Source organism: Bacillus sp. MYb209 (assembly GCF_002975175.1).
Classification (GTDB): Bacteria; Bacillota; Bacilli; order Bacillales; family Bacillaceae_G; genus Bacillus_A.
The window spans coordinates 41,596-63,908 of record NZ_PCNZ01000024.1; the positions used below are offsets into that span (position 1 = coordinate 41,596).

Consider the following 22,313-nt stretch of genomic DNA (forward strand, 5'->3'; position numbering starts at 1 on the left):
TATTGTAAACTAATTGCTTTGTTTTTTGAAAATCCCCTTCCTTATTGTACATTATCCATCACTCTCATCAACTATCGCCTTTTCTTTAAGAATGTATCTAAAATATCCTGCTTAAATCGTTCAGAATTAAATTGAAAGGCTACATTATGTATGCTATAGCTTGGATTTGTCGTAAAACGAAAATCAGCAATACTTTGACCGAAACCTTCTCCTTGATCTGGTATGATTTTAACAGGTACTTTAGAAAGATGAACGGCATCTCGGTTTAATAAGTACCATATCGTTACAAAATCATGCATGGGACTACCTTGTATACCAGGATTTGATTTAGAGTAAAAGTTATAATAGTAATCCAACATAGGCTTAATCAAAAGTCCAGCGGGATCTTTTGTGTGCTGATGAAATGCATCAATTTGTTGAACCATTTCAGGTGTAACAATAGCACTTTGAGTCACGTTTAATGGAATAATCGTTAAATTTTTTGCATGTTTCACGATAAAATTTGCCGCATAAGGATCTGCAAAAAAATTAGCCTCAGCCACAGCTGTTACATTTCCCGGATAAAAAAAAGCCCCGCCCATACAAATGTATTCCTTTACCTCTTGCATTTTAGGTAGATTTAAAACGAATGCAGTTGCCAAAGAAGAAAGTCTTCCTAGATTAATAATAGTGAGATTGTCTAAATGTAAATCTATAACTTGATAAATATCATGAATTGGATAAACAGGAAGATTAATTTGAGGCGGAATAATAGGCCCTAGTCCCGCTTCTCCATGCACTTCTGGAAAAGATTCGACAGCTATACCGGTTAAAGGAACTGAAGCACCTAGAAAAACAGGTATTTCCTGTCTCCCCGCAATATACTTTAAATAATTAATATTCCATATAGCCTTTTCCCTCGATACATTTCCATAATCAGCGACAATACCTACTAGTTGAATATCTTCACGAAAAAATGTATATAAAATAGCAAACGCATCATCAATCCCCAAATCTGTAAACAAGAGGACCTTTTTTTGCATATATCTTCCTCCAAATTACAAAATTGATATTAGACTTTTAATACATATTATGTATTACTAAAAAGTACATTCCATTTACTAATATTTTTTTATATGCCATACCAAGAACGCCTCTTGAAAAACTGCAAACCTTAACTCAATATACTTACCTACCATTTCCTTAAATGCTGCGTTTCTAAAAAAATTTTAACTGTCATTTTTCAAACAAACAGTACATCAGCATATTATTTATTATCTTAGTTTTCCTAATTCATTTTTGAAGGGTTGAAATTACTTTAAGAGAATTAATAGTAGAAATTCACAAATGTAATTCAGAAGAAATACATCATTAAAAGAGTCACTTTGAACTTTCCTATATAGTATAAGAAGGAGGAAACAATAATGATTTATGTAATAAGACACGGACAAACTGATTTGAATAAAGAAAATCGATTACAAGGAAGATCCGGCCTACCATTAAATGAAATTGGGATAAAGCAAGCAGAACAATTAAGAGTATTGCTACAAAACATTAAATTTGATTACGTGTTTTCTTCTCGCAAACAAGAGCAATTCAAACTGCAGAAATAGTCACTAATTTAAAAGCAATTCCTGATACAAGATTAGATGTTTTCGACTTAGGAAAAGCGGACACGTTGAAAAAACATGAAGTTCAAATGAACGGAATGATCCCTGATCCAACAATATATAAAAGAATTGAAGACATACATAGCTTTTTCGCAAGGGTATTCCATTTTATGTACGAATTAGAATCAAGATATAATACCTAATGTAACATTCTACTTTCAGGTCATAGATGTACTACTGGTTGTATTGGAGCTTATTTTGAAGGGATACCAAAAGATAATAACATTTTAAAACTTTCATCTAATAATGGAGAATATAAAGTATTTACTTTCCAAGCATCACCTATTACTGATTCCAAATTGAAATAAAGTGACACGATAACAAAAAAAGAAGTTGTCTCGCTCTAATTGAGATAACTTCTTTTCATATACGTAACATTGTATTATCAACCAAAAAATATACAGCTAAATACTATAAGAACAAACAAAACTAATAAACTATTTGAGAACTGACCCATGGAATACTGCCCCTTTATTTCATTATGTAAAAGATTTTACCATAAAATTATTTATAACATAATCTCTGAAAGAGACATTAGATTCATTAGTTATATATATATTAAGTAATATTTTATACTCATTACATTCTCCTCACATAAAAACACTTCAACTGTTCCTCTACTATATTTTGTACTATTTTAAAAACAGTATAATAGTAAATAAATATTTACTATTATACATTAAATAATTTGATTTATAATAAAAATAGTAATAAAATAATTACTAAACTTATAAAGGAACCGAAAAACAATGGCTAATAAAGAATTATTAAACGAATACATGAATTTATTATTAAATATGTCAGGTACTTTCAAACTATTATCCGAGAAATCCACTGAATTTACGCATTTAGAGCAACACGTAGTTGAGTATATTGCCCAGCAAAAAGTCGCTGTAAATTTAAAAATGATCGCTAGTTATTTAAACATACCTAAGCAACAATTAAGTGTAACAGTACGTAATTTAGAACAAAACGGATACATTGTAAAAAAACAAGATACAGTAGATAAACGAGCCGTTTTAATTTCCTTAACAGATAAAGCTGAAAAAGCACACCATGAAAGATGGAAACAAATTTATAATAATTTCACTAGTAATCTTGAAAAACTCAATGAAGAAGATCAACATGATTTAACTTACGGACTGTATAAAACAAATAAAATGCTATCAAAAATGCTAAATAACGACTAATCATATATAAAAAATATTTTTTATTATTAAACGGAGGATGTTTCATGGTTAAAGAAATAGATTTACAATCAGTTCAAGGTACTATGCTTATCCCCCTATGGGGACGAGCATATGGCAGTGAGAAAAATAAGGATATTTTAGATGATACAGAGGCTATTCGGATTATTAAAGAATGCGAATTTGATTTCTCTAAAATAGCGGATACATTTGGTGAATACGGATGTATAACTTACATTGCCCGCGCACGAAAAATTGATGATACTATAAAACAATTTATTACAAAGAATCCGAATGCTACTATTGTAAATATCGGTTCTGGACTAGATACTACTTTTTCAAGAATTGATAACGGTACAATACATTAGTATAACCTTGATTTGCCCGATGCAATCTCTTTTCGCAAGACTTTAATTGAAGATACACCGAGGAATATAAGCATCGCTAAATCATTTTTTGATACTTCTTGGTTTGACGATATAAACTATGATCCGAACAACGGTATTCTTTTTATATCAGCAGGTGTGTTTTATTACTTTAAAGAAGAAGATTTAAAAGAGATCATAGTTGCTATGTCAAAACGTTTCCCTGGAGGAGATCTATATTTTGATGCTGAATCAAAGTTCGCACTGAATCTTTCGAATGCTACTGTAAAAAAATCTGGTAATAACGGCGCTATGATGTATTTTTATGTAAACAATCCTAAATCAATAGAAAAATGGTCTTCTAGCATAAAAGTATTAAGCTGCTCCCCTTTCTTTAAACATATACCTACAAATAAAGATTGGGATGGAAGTACGCGTATTATGATGCGAATTGTAAATTTAATAAAGATGTTGAAGTTCGTTCATATACGGTTTGAAAAATGATAAATCTATAGCTTATACAAAAAAAGACCTCAATTTTAAGAGGTCTTTTTGTTCCTATTTTTTAACTAGGCTACTTGCTAACTCACGTTTGTATCGAATAGATGTGAAATCTTCGTTTACAGGAAGCCCATATGAAGGTCTTTCATCTTGATATATAAAGCCAACTGCTTCATAAAACGGAATTCCCATAAAATTATCTTTTGCAACTGAAACCCATTGTTCCTTTGCACCACGTTCAATTTGATTATTTGTAATAATAGAAAGTAATTCTGTACCGATACCTTCTCTTTTTCTATTTGGATTTAAATATATTACAAATAACTCTGCTGTTTCTTTACCAGTGAAACCACCTCCACCAGCACCGAGTATTTCTCCATTATCACTTGCAACAAACCAACCATTCCACTCTTGGTTAATATTTAATATTTCATTTCTCACCCTGTCTTCATTGTAAAATTCCTTAATCGTACTTTCTATGTATTGCTGAGGCAACAAACCAGGGTATGTATTTCTATAACCGTCTGAACACACTTTAATAATCCCTTGTACATCTTCTACTCTTGCTTTTCTGTATTCAATCACCTTGCATCCTCCCCAATTATAAATAAACAATTCACACCTTATATAATTCAATATTCCGATAATAACCCCTGCACTATTCTTAAGTTTGAAAGAAAATGTTTTCCGTTTTTAAACTCTTATTTTGAATAACCATAGTAGCCGATATAATTACTAACATGGCATCTTCTCTTAACGGAACAATAGCAAGCTCTTTTAAATCCCTTCTTGTACCATTATCTCCTACAAACTGAAATCATTGCCGCCAGCCTTCAATTGATTCGTCATAGCCAAAGTCCATTATTTCTCTAGCTTGATATTCTTTAGATATAAAATTTTTAAGCTCTTCTCTACTAAATCACTTTCACATCACTTCAATAATTCATGTGCTAACATGCATTCCAAACTCTTTTGATACGTTGAATCAATAATATTTTTTAATTACTATAATCAAATAATTTGAAATTAATTACGCTTCATTAACATCTTTATTCTTCAAAACAAACTTTCCAAATAAGAAACGTACAAGAGGCCCCATAATGATTAATTGAAGTGGGTACGCCATAATAAAATTTTTAATAAAGACCGAAAAATAAATTGAAACGAATGAGTCACCATGTAACCCATTATGTAAATACATCATAACCATTCAGTAAAATGACATAAAGAATACCATTCCGATTACCATTGTTGTTGCCATCGCAATAATCATGATTACTTTTTTTGATTTATCAAATGGTAATGCAAATACAATCTTTTTCGCACACGGCCCAACGATACATATTTCAATTAGTAGGGCAATAATAAATCCAATTACTAACTCTATTAAGACTTCCTTAACATGAATTGGCCCTCCTGCTCCATTCATTAATAAATTGTAAAACGTCATCACGATAACCATCCCTAGGCACATCATCATACCAAATTGGAGGTTTTCCTTTCTTGTTGTTGGCAATTTCTATCATCCTTTCTGTTTAAGTCTTTGTCATTATATCGATAGTGGAATCCTCTTCGTAAGTGAACAATTTGTGAACATTTTTAAAGCATTTACGTGTATTTCTTTCACTCTTCACTCAAACTTCTTCACTCTATAACTTTGTACTTATAAAGGTTTTGTATATTTCAATGTTGAATTACTAAATTTAACATTGAAAATATTTGATCATTACTACTAGGAGGATCGCCATGAATGAACAAGGATTTTACGCATATCACATCGTTACAAGGAAAACAATGAGTATCGGACAAATCATTCACTTTGACAAAAATCAAACTAATACCCTCTATCAATTCTTTTTTGAAAGAGAACAATTAAATTCTAAGGGCGAAGACTCCATTGAAATTTTAAAAAGTCATTATACCAATGAGGAATTACATATAAATAATGAAAATGCTAAAGTAGTAATGAATTATATGGATCAAACAATTAGAGCGGTTAGAGAAACGATTGTAGAAATGGTGAGACTGCAAGAATTTCCTGAATACCCTTCAAGGTTGTCTTGCTTATATGCTTCCAAAAGCTATGAAGATGCTTTGAAATGGAAAGCGCTATTTGATTCTTACAATCGAAAAGTTTTGCAGATTGTTAAACTACGAGTAATCGGCAGTTCTTTTGAAGATGACGGGAACCTTTTACCGAAAGAAGATGGTATTCCTTTTTCTCGAAAAATTGAACAGGCTAGAGAGTATTGGAAAGGAAACGTAAATAATGAACTCCCTGAGTTACTGATTAATGGGAAAATTGAAGTGCTGGAAATTATTGATGACTTTTCCTCAATTCATATTTAATTCCCAACTAAATCATATAGGATGGAGATTACAATGAAGAATAAAGTATACTTCAATCATGATGGCGGTGTAGATGATTTAATTTCATTATTTTTATTACTTCAAATGGAAAACGTTGAACTTACCGGTGTATCTGTTATTCCAGCAGATTGCTATTTAGAACCAGCAATGTATGCAAGTCGTAAAATTATCGATCGTTTTGGTAAAAGTAGTATTGAGGTAGCAGCGTCCAACTCTGTGGGAAAAACCCATTTCCAAAAGACTGGCGGATGCATGCATTTTATGTAGATGCTTTACCAATTTTAAATGAGTTTGGGAAAGTTGTTACACCTGCATCAAAAAAACCTGCACATCATCATTTAATAGAGACTCTCCTACAAACTGAGGAGAAAACTACTTTATTATTTACAGGTCCTCTTACTGATCTTGCCCGTGCACTATATGAAGCGCCTGTAATCGAAGAAAAAATTGAACGCTTAGTTTGGATGGGCGGTACATTTCGTACTGCAGGCAATGTACATGAACCTGAACATGATGGAACAGCCGAGTGGAATTCGTTTTGGGACCCTGAAGCAGTAGCTCGTGTTTGGGAAGCAAATATAGAAATTGACTTAGTGACACTAGAAAGTACAAACCAAGTTCCGCTAACTATAGACATACGTGAACGCTGGGCAAAAGACCGTAAATATATTGGTGTCGATTTCCTTGGTCAATGTTATGCGATGGTCCCTCCTCTCGTTTACTTTTCAACTAACTCTACCTACTATTTGTGGGATGTATTAACTGCTGCGTTTGTTGGGAAAGCTGATCTTGCAAAAGTACAAACGATTAATAGTATTGTTCATACATACGGACCTAGCCAAGGGCGTACAGTGGAAACTGCTGATGGACGACCTGTAAATGTAGTATATGATGTAAACCACAATGTATTTTCCGACTATATAACTGAATTAGCTAAGAAAACTTCTACTTGAAACCCTATCTATACGAAAAATAAATTTTGAGATTATAAAACTTATATTCCTAAAAAATCCCGCTAATAATACGTATTTTACTTAGGGATGAGAACTAACTTCTGTTTAGAGGCTAGAAATTACAACGATAAGTTTATTATATTGTCTTTCACAACCAGTCCTGAAAGTGGTATAAATTCAGATGATGAGCCAGTAAAAAATTTAGAAATTGGTTGGGACTAGATATTTAATTATTAAAAAGAGTATTGAATTAATTTTCAATACTCTTTTTGTGCAGTTAAATTGTATTTGGTCAGAATATGCATCAATTTAATTAGAGTTAGGTTTTACAGATTAACCATTTCATAACCATTTACAAAGTACGTTATTGTTTCTAGTTCATCTTCATTTAATTCTCTATCTAGTTCTTGTTTATACGCTGCTTTTATCTTCTCTTCATCGCCTTTATGAGTTTCCGTATAAGTTCCTACTGTTTTTAGCAAACGAATCTCTTCCAAAAATTCAGTTCGATCTATAGCTTTCCCATGAGAAAGAATATAAATTTCAGCATCAAACTTCTCTAATTCTTCTATTAATGTAAACGTTCGTTTCGTCGTATAGTTCCACTTTGAAGAGAAAATATCTGCATATATACAGTCTCCTAAAAACAATATCTTTTCTTCTTTAATATAAATAACAACGGAATCATATGAATGGTCTCCACCAACGTATTTTCATACACATGTCACTTCACCAAGGTCTAATCAAGTTGATTCTGGAACGTTACGGTCGGCGGAATAATTTCAATATTTCTCGGTTGTTCATTGAACTCTTTTTTTATGCAATCCACACAAAATTCAATTTCTGTACCTTCTTTTACACGTGCGTCCAACGCCTCATCCGTCCATTCATAAGAAACAAGCGTCTGCATCTCTTTTTTCGTTTCAGTATGCGCAATAGAAAATGCATTTTGTAGTACAGGCAATCCGAAAATATGATCCCAGTGCCAATGCGTTAATGCTACAAAATCAGGATTTGAGATATTTTGCTCTTTTAACATTTCTAAAAACAATTGTGCATGTGCTTCTGAATTACCTGCATCTATCATCAAAGTCTTTTCTTTTCCAACGACCATTCCTAATATAGGTCTATCTGTATCAGAAACAGGTGTCATATACCAAAATGAGTTTCCTATTTTTTTAATTTGCTGCATAACTATTTCCTCCATTTATGACTGTGTGAAAATTTCCAGCCAAGAAATTTCTTTATTTTGTATTTTGATTACTAGTAAATAACAATGTCAAAAATGAAATCATTCTACATATTTTATTATCTAGTGAAATACAAATACTAATGATAATTTTGACAGGGGAATCCTTTCTCAACATTTGTTACTTTTAATCTATTTTACTCTACGAACTTGCCTTTAAATTATATTACAATTTGTATAAATGAGATACATTTTACAATATCGAAGGAGTATTGAACCATGAATGCAAAGGAAACAATCATTCCCTATTTCGGTAATGTGTTAACAGGTAAAGAGTTGATCAATCAATGAATTTAATGAGGAAGGCTACCATGTTATCAGCTGAATAAAAAGCAGCAACTATACAGTTGCTGCTTCCAACATTTCTTTTTGTATTTCAACACGTTTGATTTGGTGAGGGTCTTTAGAAAGAATTTTAAATGCATATCCTTCGCTATTTACTGTTTGCCCTTCCTGAATATCATAATTCTGCATCAGAATCCAACCACCAATCGTGTCGACATCACTATCATTCATATGTAATCCTAGTAAATCATTTAATTCGCTAATTAATACCTTACCTTCTACGACAACATGTCCTTCATTCATTTGCTGAATGGGCGGACGCTCATCTTCATCGTATTCATCACGTATTTCTCCTACAATCTCTTCCAGTATATCCTCAATGGTTACAATACCAGCCGTACCGCCGTATTCATCATATAAGACAGCCAACGGAATACGTTTCTTTTGCATTTGTAGTAAAAGATTATGTATTGGTATGGTCTCAATTACTTCAATTACTGGACGCGTATACGATTGAATAGAACTGAATTCTTTTGTTTCCTTATTCATATAACGAATAAAGAAGTCTTTCACATTCACCATGCCAATGATTTCATCTTTATCTTCCCCAAATACTGGGTAACGTGTATACTTTTCATCACGGATTATTTTCATATGGTCTGCTAAAGAATTATCTACATGTAGCCCTATAATTTCTGTACGTGGGACCATGATTTCTTTCGCAATACGATTATCAAATTCAAAAATATTATTTACATATTTGTATTCAGCTTGATTAATTTCTCCACGTTCATAACTTTCAGAAAGAATCAGTCGTAATTCTTCTTCTGTATGTGCTACATCATGCTCTGATGCTGGTTTTAAGCCGAACATTCCTGTTATCATCCTTGCAGAGCCATTTAACAAGCGAATAAACGGATACATGATTTTGTAGAACCAGATAAGCGGAGCCGAAAGTAATAAAGTAACCTTCTCAGCCTTTTGAATCGCCAATGTTTTTGGTGCTAATTCACCAACTACAACATGTAAGTACGTCATAATGGTAAAAGCAATTCCTAAAGATAATACACCTGCAATAGAAGGATTAATGTTCCACTTATCAAATAAAGGATGTAAAAGTCTCTCAATCGTTGGTTCACCTAGTGCCCCGAGTCCCATTGCTGTAACTGTAATCCCTAATTGACAAGCTGACAAATATTCATCCAAGTTTGATGTCACTTTCTTAGCTGCCAGTGCACCCTTCTTCCCTTCTAATACAAATTGATCAATCTTTGATCCTCTTACTTTTACAATAGCAAACTCAATTGCCACGAAAAATGCAGTACATGCGATTAAAACCGCTACCATGATTAAATTAAATATGTCCAACTAACTCCCTTAGCTTCCTTGAAACTAAAGGATTCACCTCCTGATATATTTTCTCTTTCCATACCTACAATTTCATACACATTAACATGAGATTGAATACAATCTACATTCTCAAAATGATGTGAGGTACCTTGAGAAAATCGAGGTCATTTAGCCACCTATCCGAGTCAACATCTGAGTCCAATACATTTCCACCGCCTTGATTAAATTATCTATATGTTAGCATGAGAAATAAATCCCAGTCAACGTTTACATTTTGTATCCCTGAAAATTAAACAAAGGGCTTCTCTTCCCTGTTACATAAAATCTATTAATGCGTGCACCAAACACTATAACATCCCCTTCGTTTCCACTAACTATATTAGTTTTTTTGTTCATTATTTACATTCCTTCTCATAGTAAAAAAACAAAGTGCAGTAGTTTTTATCAGACTTTTCGAAAATATTTTGACACACATATTAGCCGATGCTAATATGAATAAAGAATAAACATATTAGTTATTACTAATACGAATGGAGAGGATACGATTGTACAACTCAAATGACTTAGATATAAAAGCCAAATTTATTCGAGGCTTTGCTGATAAAACAAGACTTCAGATTCTTCAATGTATGTTGGATGGTGAAAAAACGGTATCCGAAATTGTAGAAATCACTAAAGGAAATCAGTCAAATATCTCACAACATCTGAACTGTTTAAAGGGATGCGGCATCATCCTAGGTAGACAAGAAGGAAAATATGTCTACTATTCCTTACGCAGTACACAAATTGAACAGTTACTTACAATGTTCGATGTTGTCTTTCATGAGGTACAAAATGAAGTAGCATCATGTGATAAAAACGATGGTTGTTTATCTCAAAAAGGAGAGAACTGACATGATAGATAAAAAGGAGCGCGAAAAACAAACGAATTGCTGTCAAGATTCTTCCATAGCACCCACAAAAGAAAAATTAGCAAAGGGAACTTCATCGTGTTGCTCTTCAAAAAAAGAGATCCCTATTGTGCCAGTTGCTAAAAATACTTCTTGTTGTAATGGTGAAACCAAAACGGAAACCTGTTGTTCATCTGAATTAGCCCTACCAAAAGAACCAGTGACATCAAAATCTTCTTGCTGTAATGATAGCTCATGCGAAGACCCATCACCTCTTCTTAATACTCAGAAAATATCAGGAGATGGCGTACAAACTTATCTTGTAGAAGGTATGGATTGTGGGGCATGTGCTTTAACAATCGAAAAGCATCTATACAACGTTTCTGGTGTAGAGGAAGTCCGAGTAAACTTCGCTACTGGAAAAATGCACATTCGTCATGACCGAAATGTAGATGACATTATAAAAGAAGTATCTAACGCAGGCTTTGAAGCCACTTTAGCTGGAGCTCGTAGAGGATCAACACCTGTTTCAAAATCAAAAAATACAACTTTGATTCTCTCAGGGCTATTTTTAGCTTTAGGATTTGGAGGAAGTTTTACAACCATATCGCCTCTTCTTATTACACTTCTCTATGCGGCGAGCATTGGTATTAGTGGTTATAAACCTGCTAAAAGTTCTTTTTATGCAATTAGAAGTAAATCACTTGATATGAACGTTCTCATGATATCGGCCGCTATTGGTGCTGCATTAATTGGTCAATGGTTAGAAGGCGCAACAGTTGTTTGGTTATTTGCACTAGGGGCAACACTACAAAATAAATCAATTGAACGTACACGAGAATCTATTCGTGGATTAATTGATTTAGCACCATCAGAAGCTTGGGTAAAAGTTGGAACGGAACTTATAAAAAAATCTGTAGATGATATCGTAGTGAATACAACGATTGTTGTAAAGCCCGGTGAAAAAATCCCATTAGACGGAACAATTATAGGAGGCACTTCTACTGTAAACCAAGCACCGATAACTGGTGAATCTATCCCAATTGATAAACAAATTGGCGATTCTGTATATGCAGGAACGATCAATGAAGAAGGTTCGCTTGAGATTACAGTAACTAAACTCGTTGAAGACACTACGTTATCTCGAATTATTCACCTTGTAGAGGAAGCACAGGAAAAGAAAGCACCGACAGAAGCATTTGTGGATCGTTTCGCAAAAATCTATACACCTATCGTTTTTGTATTAGCAATTGGTGTCATGATTATCCCTCCCCTTATTGGTATGGGTACCTGGATGGAATGGATTTATAAAGGATTAGAACTTCTTGTTGTTGCGTGTCCTTGTGCTTTAGTTATCTCAACTCCTGTTGCTATTGTATCTGCAATTGGAAATGCAGCAAGAAACGGTGTACTCATTAAAGGTGGTACAGCTCTAGAAATTGCAGGTTCATTAAATGCTATTGCATTTGATAAAACAGGTACATTAACCGAAGGAAAACCAAAAGTAATGCATGTACGAAGCGTGGATTGTAATGAAGATGAGTTATTATCAATTGCAGCAACAATTGAAGAATACTCCAATCATCCAATTGCAAAAGCAATTACAGCATATGCGAAAGAGCATCAAACTTCTATCCAAAGTGGAACAGACTTCCGCGCCATTGTAGGAAAAGGTGCGCAAGTAACGATAGATGGCGAAACATACTATGCTGGAAATAAAGCATTATATGAAGATTTTGGAGTTTCGCTTCAAATGTGGAATGAACCAGTTCGAGAGATGCAAAAAATTGGTCAAACCGTGATACTTATTGGAACGAACAAAGTCATTTTAGGAATGATTTCAGTAGCAGATTCCATTCGTTCTACTACTTATGGAACAATTCAAGAATTAAAACAATCAGGTATTCGGGAAACTGTTATGTTAACAGGAGACAATGAAGGAACAGCTGAACACATTGCACAGAAAGCGAAAGTAGATCGCTATTTTGCTAACTTACTTCCAGAAGATAAGGTTCATTCTGTCAAACAACTTCAATCTGAAGGGAAAACAGTGGCTATGATTGGGGACGGCATAAATGATGCCCCTGCCCTCGCTACCGCAAACCTAGGGATTGCAATGGGCGGTGCAGGAACTGATACCGCAATGGAAACGGCAGATATTGTATTAATGGCAGACAATCTTGAAAAACTTCCATATACAATGAAACTAAGTCGGAAAGCATTGCACATCATAAAACAAAATATATGGTTCTCATTGATTATTAAATTTATCGCCCTTGCCTTTATCTTCCCAGGTTGGCTTACTCTTTGGATGGCTGTCCTAAGTGATACAGGCGCTGCACTTATTGTAATCCTTAACAGTATGCGTTTATTACGAAACAAATAATAAGATAAGGAGCTACTTAGTAGCTCCTTATCTTATATACAAATTGAATTAGGATGTAGAAATGTTATCATTTAGTGGGCGTTTATAAAAATAAGCGTTACTGTGAGAACAGCTGAGTTACTATGACCCTATGCCAACACATTCTATCTTTTCCTCATCTTCTGATTTAAAGGTCATCCTCTTCTTGTTTTTCAAAATCACTCCATGTCCAATTGGTCCAATCATTATTTACTTTTCCTACAGTTATCAAATTCACATTATTTAATTCAATCGCTTTAGCTAAACTTTGAAAGAATATGCTCTCACTCGGTTTTTGATCATCACTAATATCAGGATGTTCCCATTCTTCTGTTTGATAAAATAGATTTGGTTTAAATTCTGCATTGATTTCATCTAATATGTCCGAGGGCTTTATCCAGAATTTCTCCTTATATATAGAAGTTAAAAAACGAATAAGTTTGGTAGGATGAAATGAATTTGTTTCAATTCCTAAACGCTTATACTCTTCTACTGTTGGTGTTAAGGTAATATGTTCTCCTTTCAAAAGTAGCTCCATATGAAAAGGATCTACAAGGAAACGATCTTCATCATCGTACCAATACTCTTCATTTACCAGCGTTAAGATTTCATCAAAACATGCAAAGAATCCTTGCTGTCTCATGCTATTACTATACACATAGAAGCTATTCGATATCTCAAGGTTTGCATCAACGCCCACAACCTCAAATACAATGAGCCACTTGTCTTCCTCTCGAAAAACAGATATTCTGGATTGTGCTAAGTCAAAATTATAGTTATCAAGTACTGGAAAATCAAACTCCCCCGCGTACCTATCTAGTGTTTTAAGTATTTTTTCTGCTTTCATAACATTACTCTCCATAAAGTTAGTATAGTAAATTTTTATTACATTCGTTTTTCTTTATTTAACTCATAAACATTATCTAAATACAAGGACATTTTTCATGTCCCTCTAAAATGGCAAACATCAGTTTTGTTTATTTGTATATTATATAAAACTCTAATGGCACAGTAAACAACATTTGATTATGACGCTATCCTTCATTTTCTTTATAATTGTATTTTCACAGTCCCCATCGTAACACTCCACTGCAGCTCCCCTTATTCTTCCTTACAATTGAAACAAAGACATACAATTTATTGTTAGTGCACAATACAGTTTGATCATTTTCTATCTAATGACTTACTATACAAGAAAAGACGCGTTTCTAAATAAACGCGTCCGATTGTTAAACTTTCAATATTTAAAACGGCAACCGATTAGCTATCAAGTATCACCAAGAAGGTGGAGGCCACTCTCCAATTAATTGCCGAATCAGTGCTATCTGTCCGGTATGATAACTGTTGTGTGCCATAAGTGTGGCTAAAATGTCACCACGAGTCCTTCCCAATCCTACGTCTTTCAGTTCCTTTAAATCTTTTTTCGCTTCATTTTCAGCTTCCTTTATTCCCTTACTGAATAGAAATAGGGCGTCACTCCACTTGGTTTTATTTGACGGAGCTGTTTCATCGGGCCATGAGTCTTCGTCATGTTCTGGATGATTGGGCACTCTACCTTTAAGATAGGAAAGATAGAAATCTTGCCAGAAAATCATATGGTTTAAAATCTGCCATACTGAATATGGACAGTTCGCGGGTTTTCCACCAGACATCTCCCACCGTAAACCCTCAAACACCTCCAAGGGATCAACATGAGCATTTTCCCCATGTAACCCGCCTTCAAAGAAATAAGATGACATAAGCATTCCCCTCATTTTTCAAAATTGAACACCCTTTTTCCACTTAACAAAATAAACAATTCTTTCGACCTTCTCACTGTTGCTCTGTCCTCTTATGTTTTTATACTTTTCCCAGAAAAATAATACAGAAAAATTAAAATTTTCTGTATCCTGATTCATTATAACAAATATTCAACAATCTGGCCCTTTAGTGACATTATTTCATTGCTATTGAACAGTTCTAATTCACGTTTCAGTTCAGATTTTCTTTTCTCTTTTCACTATAAAAAATCCCTTTAGATACAATGATCCAAAGGGATTTTTTTATAAGCATCGTGAATTTTTTAAAGCTACATCTGTTTCGTTGTATCTGAAATGATCGATTATATGTATAAAATAGAAACTATACAAAAAACGAATAAAAACCTTAAAAACACTAGACTTTTATTAGAGTTTATAAATTTATATTCATATATTCTTAGGAACACTTCTTTATGTCACTTATCAACTAATACTCAACATCCCTATCTTTTCTTCCGGCAAACTACCACCATTGAATAACAATCCTCCTGCAACTCATTCCCATCCCAATCATTGTATATATGTAACAATTCAAATCCATTCGCTACTAGTAATCTTTCTAATTCTTGTGGATACGTATACCTAAGATCTATTGTTGTTTTCAGTTCCTCTACGAGCGCATTATCCTCATAAAACCTTCTTGTTGTTATGTAGTGCTGTATTTGCTGAATTGAATCATAATTCATCTCAGTATATAAATCACATCTTCTTCCCTTTTCATCTGTAATAGTTGTCCAATATTCTTCTGTAGATGGTTGCATTAATTCTTCCTTTGACGGAAAACGTGTATCAAATATAAATATACCATTATCAGTTATTACATTATGAATCGATGCTAATAATTGATTTTGATGTGTATTCGTAAGAAAGTGCTGGAATCCATGGCCTACCATAAATGCTAACGGAATTGTTTCTTCGACGCTCAATTGCAAGCAGTCTTGCTGTAACCATTTCACATTCTTTAAACTCGCAGATTTACTCTTCGCTTCAGCAAGCATACCTTCATGTATATCTACACCAATCATATGATATCCTTCTTCGATAAAAGGAATAGTGACTCTCCCTGTTCCACATGCAATATCTAAAATCCATTCATTTTGTATATTAAGTTTCCTTGCCCAAGAAAGTAAAAATGGAAAATCTGACAAACTCTTATTTTCTACATCATACCGTTCCGGATTCTCATATTCAGATAAACTCCATTTTGTTTGCAATCTTATTCCCCATTTCGCATTACCTATTTAAATTCAATATATAGATTATAACGAATCGATAGACTTTTCTCTATAATCAAACATAATTACTTGGACTAATCTGCCTCCCCTATTAGTAAGCTAAAAACAAGGGTATAGAATCGGAGTGTGATAATATGGAACGATTATGGATTCCAATGATCGTTACGTTTTTTTCGTTCGGCGGGTTACTATTAGGCGGTGCTGTTGGATTTGCAACACGCCAACTAATTGAAGAAAAGATGCATCGCTTATACGCATTATGTGGTGGTATTTTACTTGGATTATTATCACTTGAAATTATTCCTGAAACATTTTCAAGCTATGAAATAATAGGTCCTTTACTTGGAATTGCTATCGGAGTATTAGTTATGAGCTTATTAGATAACTATTGCCATCATCCAATTATACATAAGAAAGATCAACAAGCATGGCAAACCTTCCTTTTTCTTTCTTTCGCCATATTCATTCATAATATGCCGAGTGGGTTTGCGTTAGGTGCAGCATTTATGAATCATAATGACTCTGCCATTCCTTTCTTACTTGCGATTGTTATTCACCATATTCCAGAAGGATTAGCTTTAATTATTCCATTTCTCTTTACAAAACATAAATATATTTCATTTTTATTAACAACTTTATTACTTTCTCTTATTCTCGGTACCGGTACTGTTTTTGGTATTTTAATGGAAGGAAAAGCTCTTCATCTACAAGGTCTCATTATGGGAAGTGCTATTGGTTCACTTGGCTATGTTACAATTCATGAAATGCTTTGGAAAGCAAAAAAACAGCTACCTTTCCTGCAGTTTCTATCGTGGTCTACTAGTGGCTTTTTACTAATAATAGTGTTCACTCTATTCGCTGGACATCATTAAAACAAAAAAGTTATATCATTTGTATATTTTTCCTTTTTCTCCAAAACATAATAGTATCTACCTATTATAAGGAGGAACGATTATGTTTGGGAAAACAGCCGGTGAAGCATTAGTGGATCTTTTAATTGACTGGGGTGTAGAACACATATATGGTATGCCTGGAGATTCCATCAATTCTATAATTGAAGCTTTAAGAAAAAAACAAGATAAAATTAAATTTATTCAAGTTCGCCATGAAGAAGCTGGCGCGTTAGCAGCGGCAGCCTATGCGAAATTAACAGGAAAACTTGGTGTTTGTATGGCTATTGCAGGACCTGGAGCTATTCATTTATTAAACGGTTTATATGATGCCAAACTCGATCAAGCTCCTGTATTAGCAATTTCAGGACAAGTAGAAACCGATTTACTCGGGACGGATTTTTTCCAAGAAGTAAACTTAGAAAGAATGTTTGATGACGTTGCGGTTTATAATCAACGAATAATGTCAGCTGAACAGTTACCAGCTGTAGTGAATCAAGCGATTCGAATGGCATATACGAAAAAAGGTGTCTCTGTTCTTACAATTCCAGATGATGTCCCAAAATTTGAAGTGAAAAATGGTGCGCGCATTACAAACTCTTCCTTTACATTACCAGAAATATTTCCGCAAGAAGAAGATTTAGCTATAGCAAAACTCGCACTTAATGAAGCGAAAAAACCTGTTATTTTAGCTGGGAAAGGGGCAAAACATGCGAGAGAGTCTTTACTTGCATTTGCAGAACATATCGGTGCTCCAATCGTACTTACATTACCAGCTAAAGGGATTGTTCCTGATGAACACCCTCTTTGTATCGGTGGATTAGGGTTAATCGGGACGAAACCTTCTTATGAAGCAATGAAGCATGCAGATACTTTAATTATGGTGGGCACTTCTTATCCGTTCACTGGTTTCTTACCCGAAAAAGCAAAAACACTTCATATTGATACAGACCCCGCACAAATCGGGAAACGTTATACGACAGATATCGGCTTAGCTGGTGATGCTGATAAAACATTAAAATGGTTAATTGAAAATGTAGAAAAACACGAGGACCATTCCTTCTTAGAGCATCATCAAGAAATGATGAAAAAGTGGGAAGAAAAATTACACACTCAAGAAGAAGATTCTTCGACTCCAATTAAACCACAGCGAGTTATGCATGCACTGCAGAAAGTAGCAGAAGATGACGCAATTCTTTCAGTCGATGTTGGAAATGTAACAGTATGGACAGCAAGGCACTTCCGTATGACGAATCAGCAATTTATCATTTCTAGTTGGCTTGCAACACTTGGCTGCGGTTTACCTGGTGCAATTGCTGGACAAATTGCTTTCCCAGATAAACAAGTGTTTGCAGTTTGTGGTGACGGCGGATTCGGAATGACAATGAATGACTTCGTAACAGCTGTTAAATATAAACTACCAATCGTTGTTGTTGTATTAAACAATAATAAAATTGCTATGATTAAATTTGAACAAGAAGTTATGGGAAATATTGAATTTGGTACAGACTTAACGAATCCTGATTTCGCAAAATATGCTGAGGCGTGCGGTGGTATTGGATACCGCGTAGAACATTTAGATGACTTACTTCCTGCCTTTGAAAATGCAGTAAAACAAAATAAACCGTGCATTATTGATGTAGTTGTAGATGTAAATGAAGCACCGATGCCAGCAAAAATCCCATTTGGTCAAGCAGCCGGTTATACGAAACATATGATAAAAGAATTATTTGAAGAAGGTAAGATTGATTTACCGCCACTTTAAAATATAAAAGAAAGATAGCTGAAAACAATTTGTCTTCAGCTATCTTTCTTTATTTTTGTACCTCTCTATAGAAAGAAAAATCATTCACAGTAGGTTGTATTTGTTTCTCTACTTGCATTTCTTCCTTCTTCCGATTCGCTCTTCTAACATTACCTAGTTTAATCGCATCTTGCATACTATTACTAATAAGATTTCCTGACAAGATTGTCATACTATAGAAAGCGATTGGTATAAGTACGATCCATGTATGAGTAGTTAAGTGACGGAAGTTTTGACCAATTAGGCCAGTCCATTCTTTTGTTACACTATCTGCCTCTGTACCAAAAATTATTGTTCCGCCAAAAAATAATTCTAACAAACCAAGATGCAAGAGGAGTAATAAAGTACTTACAAATTGCTGGGCTACTAATAAAAGAAATGATGGTAGCATATGCGGCCATACATGGCGTTTCAACCTCTGCCACTTACTCCCGCCGAGCACAGTGGCCGCCAACATAAATTCTTCATTCTTAATACGTTTTACTTCTTGCGCTACATACAACATAACAGTTGGTACAGCAAGGCACGCAAGAACCACTACTTGAAACGCAACTCGCAAATGAAACGGAGCAGCCGCCTCTCCACTTTCGAACGTTAAAACTGCATTTAACATAAAATAAGAAATCATGATCATTGGTACAATACTAAACGGATCAAAAAAAGATGAGATAACTGAAAATGAGCGTTTACTGTACATACCAAATAATAAACCAATAGCTCCGCCAATTACTACACGTAAAACTGCGATAACGATACTTGCACCAACTGTCCATTTCGCTCCTTCTATTATTAACTGGAACAGGTCGCGGCCTTTCTCATCAGTTCCGAACCAAAATTTACTCGACGGTGAAAACGGAGCAGCCTCCAATTCTCCTTTTTCGTTATACATCATCGTTAGTTCACGAATATTTCCGTCAAAAAGCACCGTATTTCCAATACTAACAATCATTAGTACACTCAAAAAAGTAACACCTAGCCAAAATCTCACATCTCTTTTTACAACTTTCCACATGTTACACACGCTCCTTTATAACATTTTGTAAAAGCGTATGTAATAAACGAAATAGTATAAAAAGCGGTACGTATAATAAAACTAAACTCACTGTAAATATTTCTAATTTTGAATTTTCTTTTACAAAAACAAACATACCGTACGTATTAAACAGCCATTCAATAATATATAAATTTGATAACATAAATAAAATATTTGTTTTTGCATAATAGACTGTTGTTAACAAGACATTTCTTGAAATATGGTGCGTCAAAATATGTCTTAAACTTAGCCCTTTACTCTTAGCAAATATACTATAATCTTTCTCTAATTCTTCTCTGAAACGTAATAATAGTAGCTTAATAAATAATAAAGTTGTAGGTATAGAAAGGCATATTATTGGTAACAGGCGAGCCCTTTCCTCTCCAAGTCCTGCAAATTTCACTGGCATAAAACCTGTCTTTTGAAAGATTATTACTACTAAAAGTTGAGATAATAAAATTAATAAAATATCCGGAATACTTTCAAGTCCGACGAAAATCCCATTCCACATACGTTGCTTTGATTGAGAGCGCTGTAATACCCAAACAACGATAAAATACGCAATGAGTAAAGATAGTATAAATGCCGAAATAAATACAAACATTGTCTCTACATAATGAATCCATATTTGTGGAAACAACTTTCTTGAATTCCGAAACCCATACGTAATTTCACCTGGTTGAAGTAACTTCTCTCCAAGAAACACAACTGTGTTCCAAAAACCGATTAAATCAATTTGCAGCCCCTTAAATAAGCGCGGGAGTGCCCCTAAAAATAGAATACAAATAAGCGCCGCAAATAATTGTAAACATGTAACCCCACACCACTTAGCAATTCGCATCAACATAACTATTACCCCTTTATCATCCGAAAGAATATTCAGAAATGAAATTTCAGATATATTACATCTCTTCAGCTACAGCCTGCACTCGCTTTTTCCCACTAGGTAAAATAGCTTGGTATAAACACGTAACAAAAAATAATAAACCAAATAAAATAATATACAATGTATCTGCACTAATCCATTTTGGGAATAACATAGCTATCGCTCCAAGAGATAACAATTGGAATCCTGTCGTTAATGGACTAAGTAAACTTTGAACGCGCCCCATAAATGACTCTTCTACAATTTCGTACATCCACCCTGATATCGCAATATTAATAAACGGTAGAAAGAAAGTCGCAAAAGCTATACATACATAAAAAGGCCATACGTGATTTACAAAGTAGCACATACCGAAGAAGACTCCTGAGCAGCCATCCCAAAAACAATAATAGATTTTGGGGCATATTTCTTACCTGCACTTGTTGCTACTACACTTCCGATCAATAATGAAATCCCTCCAACTACCCCACCTACCATTGCTAAACTTTCATACGTTTCTGGAGCTAGTTTGTATTTTAATATGTAAGTAGTCGATACGCTTAAAATGCCATTTAATAATCCAAATACGATAAATCCTAATAGTAACTTTTTTAAAGTTTCATTTTGGTATATGTACTTGATACCTTCTTTAAACTCTGTTATTAACATCTTCAAGTTAACTTCTTTCCATTTTGTTCTACCATTTGGTAAACGAACACTTTCTGGAATTGAAATTGTTTGAATTAAAATACCACTCGCAATAAAGGTGAACGTATTGACTAAAATGCTCCCGTAAATTCCAAATGTCCAATATACCATCGTTGCAATTCCTACACCAAATAAAGCATACAAACTAGTTACCATTTGATTAATACCTGCTGCTGCACCATATTGATCCGAGTCCACTACCCCCTGTATCATCGCCTGTTCAGATGGCGAGAAAAATTGAATACACGCATTTTCCAAAAATAAAAATATAAAGACAAGTATAATCATCCCGTAATAAAGCGAAATTAAAATTCCGATATTACAGAGAGAACAACATATATTGCTTATCGTACAAATACGTTGTCTATCAAACCGATCCACCACTGTCCCTACTAATAGAAAAAAAATTAGTGCAGGTAATGCAACCATAATTTGCGTCGTCGTTGCGTAAACTGGCTGCTTTCCGTATTGATCTAACAAATAAAACATTAAAGATATACCAGCAATCATAGAACCGAGTCGTTCTAAAATATTTGCTAGAAAAAACCGTGCATACACTTTGTTGCGAAATAACTGTAGCATTTCTTTCATACTTAGTATCCTTTCTCTCGACAAAATATTATTATTTCAGTCATTTCTCGGAAGTCGTATTATATTTTTTCGACTATTATCCAATCTTTTCCTTCTTTATAGAGAACCAGTTATTAAAAAAGACTCTTATTGGTATTATCCCCTTTAGGTAGACAGTGTAAAAAAGACCATGTGCACACATGGAT

Annotated in this window: 14 protein-coding genes and 6 pseudogenes; 9 read left to right on the forward strand and 11 right to left on the reverse strand. The window is 34.0% G+C overall.

The genetic code is table 11. The features are described 5' to 3' along the window. Positions 1-71: 71 nt before the first annotated feature. Positions 72-1,022 carry a nucleoside hydrolase gene (locus CQZ94_RS24265; protein WP_105587457.1) on the reverse strand — a complete coding sequence of 317 codons (951 nt, stop codon included), beginning with the start codon at positions 1,020-1,022 and terminating at the stop codon, positions 72-74. 381 nt (positions 1,023-1,403) lie between these two features. Between CQZ94_RS24265 and CQZ94_RS24270 the strand changes: the two are divergent. The 3 genes and pseudogenes from CQZ94_RS24270 to CQZ94_RS24280 all read left to right on the forward strand — a co-directional run bounded on the left by CQZ94_RS24270 (position 1,404) and on the right by CQZ94_RS24280 (position 3,705). Further along, positions 1,404-1,957, forward strand: a pseudogene (locus tag CQZ94_RS24270) (histidine phosphatase family protein). Positions 1,958-2,398: 441 nt separating this feature from the next. Then, complete coding sequence (locus tag CQZ94_RS24275; protein ID WP_105587459.1) at positions 2,399-2,839, forward strand: MarR family winged helix-turn-helix transcriptional regulator; 441 nt, start codon at positions 2,399-2,401, stop codon at positions 2,837-2,839. 44 nt (positions 2,840-2,883) lie between these two features. Beyond that, positions 2,884-3,705, forward strand: a pseudogene (locus CQZ94_RS24280) (class I SAM-dependent methyltransferase). 54 nt (positions 3,706-3,759) lie between these two features. On the opposite strand, the gene CQZ94_RS24285 reads toward CQZ94_RS24280, so the two are convergent. After that, entirely contained in the window at positions 3,760-4,287 is a 528-nt protein-coding gene (locus CQZ94_RS24285) for a GNAT family N-acetyltransferase (protein WP_105587460.1), read from the reverse strand. Positions 4,288-4,732: 445 nt separating this feature from the next. After that, positions 4,733-5,218: pseudogene (locus CQZ94_RS24290) on the reverse strand (DUF2798 domain-containing protein). 230 nt (positions 5,219-5,448) lie between these two features. Between CQZ94_RS24290 and CQZ94_RS24295 the strand changes: the two are divergent. Continuing rightward, the gene (locus CQZ94_RS24295) at positions 5,449-6,051 is read left to right on the forward strand and encodes a DUF2441 domain-containing protein (RefSeq protein ID WP_105587462.1); all 603 of its coding nucleotides are present in this window, start codon (positions 5,449-5,451) and stop codon (positions 6,049-6,051) included. A gap of 33 nt (positions 6,052-6,084) precedes the next feature. Then, positions 6,085-7,025: pseudogene (locus CQZ94_RS24300) on the forward strand (nucleoside hydrolase). A 326-nt stretch (positions 7,026-7,351) separates the two neighbouring features. On the opposite strand, the pseudogene CQZ94_RS24305 reads toward CQZ94_RS24300, so the two are convergent. Beyond that, a pseudogene (locus CQZ94_RS24305) lies at positions 7,352-8,217 on the reverse strand (MBL fold metallo-hydrolase). 396 nt (positions 8,218-8,613) lie between these two features. Then, positions 8,614-9,927, reverse strand: coding sequence for a hemolysin family protein (locus tag CQZ94_RS24310; protein WP_105587463.1), 1,314 nt, complete (start codon positions 9,925-9,927; stop codon positions 8,614-8,616). Between the two features lie 527 nt (positions 9,928-10,454). Here CQZ94_RS24310 and CQZ94_RS24315 point away from each other — a divergent pair. Further along, positions 10,455-10,802, forward strand: a complete 348-nt coding sequence (locus CQZ94_RS24315) for an ArsR/SmtB family transcription factor (RefSeq protein ID WP_105587465.1) — start codon at positions 10,455-10,457, stop codon at positions 10,800-10,802. 1 nt (position 10,803) lies between these two features. Then, the gene (locus CQZ94_RS24320) at positions 10,804-13,185 is read left to right on the forward strand and encodes a heavy metal translocating P-type ATPase (RefSeq protein ID WP_105587466.1); all 2,382 of its coding nucleotides are present in this window, start codon (positions 10,804-10,806) and stop codon (positions 13,183-13,185) included. 166 nt (positions 13,186-13,351) lie between these two features. Here CQZ94_RS24320 and CQZ94_RS31915 read toward each other — a convergent pair whose 3' ends face one another. From CQZ94_RS31915 to CQZ94_RS24335, 3 genes are all read right to left on the reverse strand, one after another. Then, complete coding sequence (locus CQZ94_RS31915; RefSeq protein WP_258166041.1) at positions 13,352-14,050, reverse strand: DUF7003 family protein; 699 nt, start codon at positions 14,048-14,050, stop codon at positions 13,352-13,354. 427 nt (positions 14,051-14,477) lie between these two features. Continuing rightward, entirely contained in the window at positions 14,478-14,942 is a 465-nt protein-coding gene (locus CQZ94_RS24330; RefSeq protein WP_181149539.1) for a DinB family protein, read from the reverse strand. 503 nt (positions 14,943-15,445) lie between these two features. After that, the gene (locus tag CQZ94_RS24335) at positions 15,446-16,216 is read right to left on the reverse strand and encodes a class I SAM-dependent methyltransferase (RefSeq protein WP_142395928.1); all 771 of its coding nucleotides are present in this window, start codon (positions 16,214-16,216) and stop codon (positions 15,446-15,448) included. Between the two features lie 155 nt (positions 16,217-16,371). On the opposite strand from CQZ94_RS24335, the gene CQZ94_RS24340 reads away from it, so the two are divergent. After that, complete coding sequence (locus CQZ94_RS24340) at positions 16,372-17,109, forward strand: ZIP family metal transporter (RefSeq protein ID WP_002012804.1); 738 nt, start codon at positions 16,372-16,374, stop codon at positions 17,107-17,109. Positions 17,110-17,191: 82 nt separating this feature from the next. Continuing rightward, the gene (locus CQZ94_RS24345) at positions 17,192-18,892 is read left to right on the forward strand and encodes a pyruvate oxidase (protein WP_105587471.1); all 1,701 of its coding nucleotides are present in this window, start codon (positions 17,192-17,194) and stop codon (positions 18,890-18,892) included. Between the two features lie 49 nt (positions 18,893-18,941). On the opposite strand, the gene CQZ94_RS24350 is transcribed toward CQZ94_RS24345, so the two are convergent. From CQZ94_RS24350 to CQZ94_RS24360, 3 genes and pseudogenes are all read right to left on the reverse strand, one after another. Next, complete coding sequence (locus CQZ94_RS24350; RefSeq protein ID WP_142395929.1) at positions 18,942-19,943, reverse strand: ABC transporter permease; 1,002 nt, start codon at positions 19,941-19,943, stop codon at positions 18,942-18,944. Position 19,944: 1 nt separating this feature from the next. Further along, a complete protein-coding gene (locus CQZ94_RS24355) occupies positions 19,945-20,811 on the reverse strand; it encodes an ABC transporter permease subunit (protein ID WP_105587474.1) in 867 nt (288 codons plus the stop codon). Positions 20,812-20,866: 55 nt separating this feature from the next. Then, positions 20,867-22,128 (reverse strand): annotated as a pseudogene (locus CQZ94_RS24360) (MFS transporter). Positions 22,129-22,313: the final 185 nt, after the last annotated feature.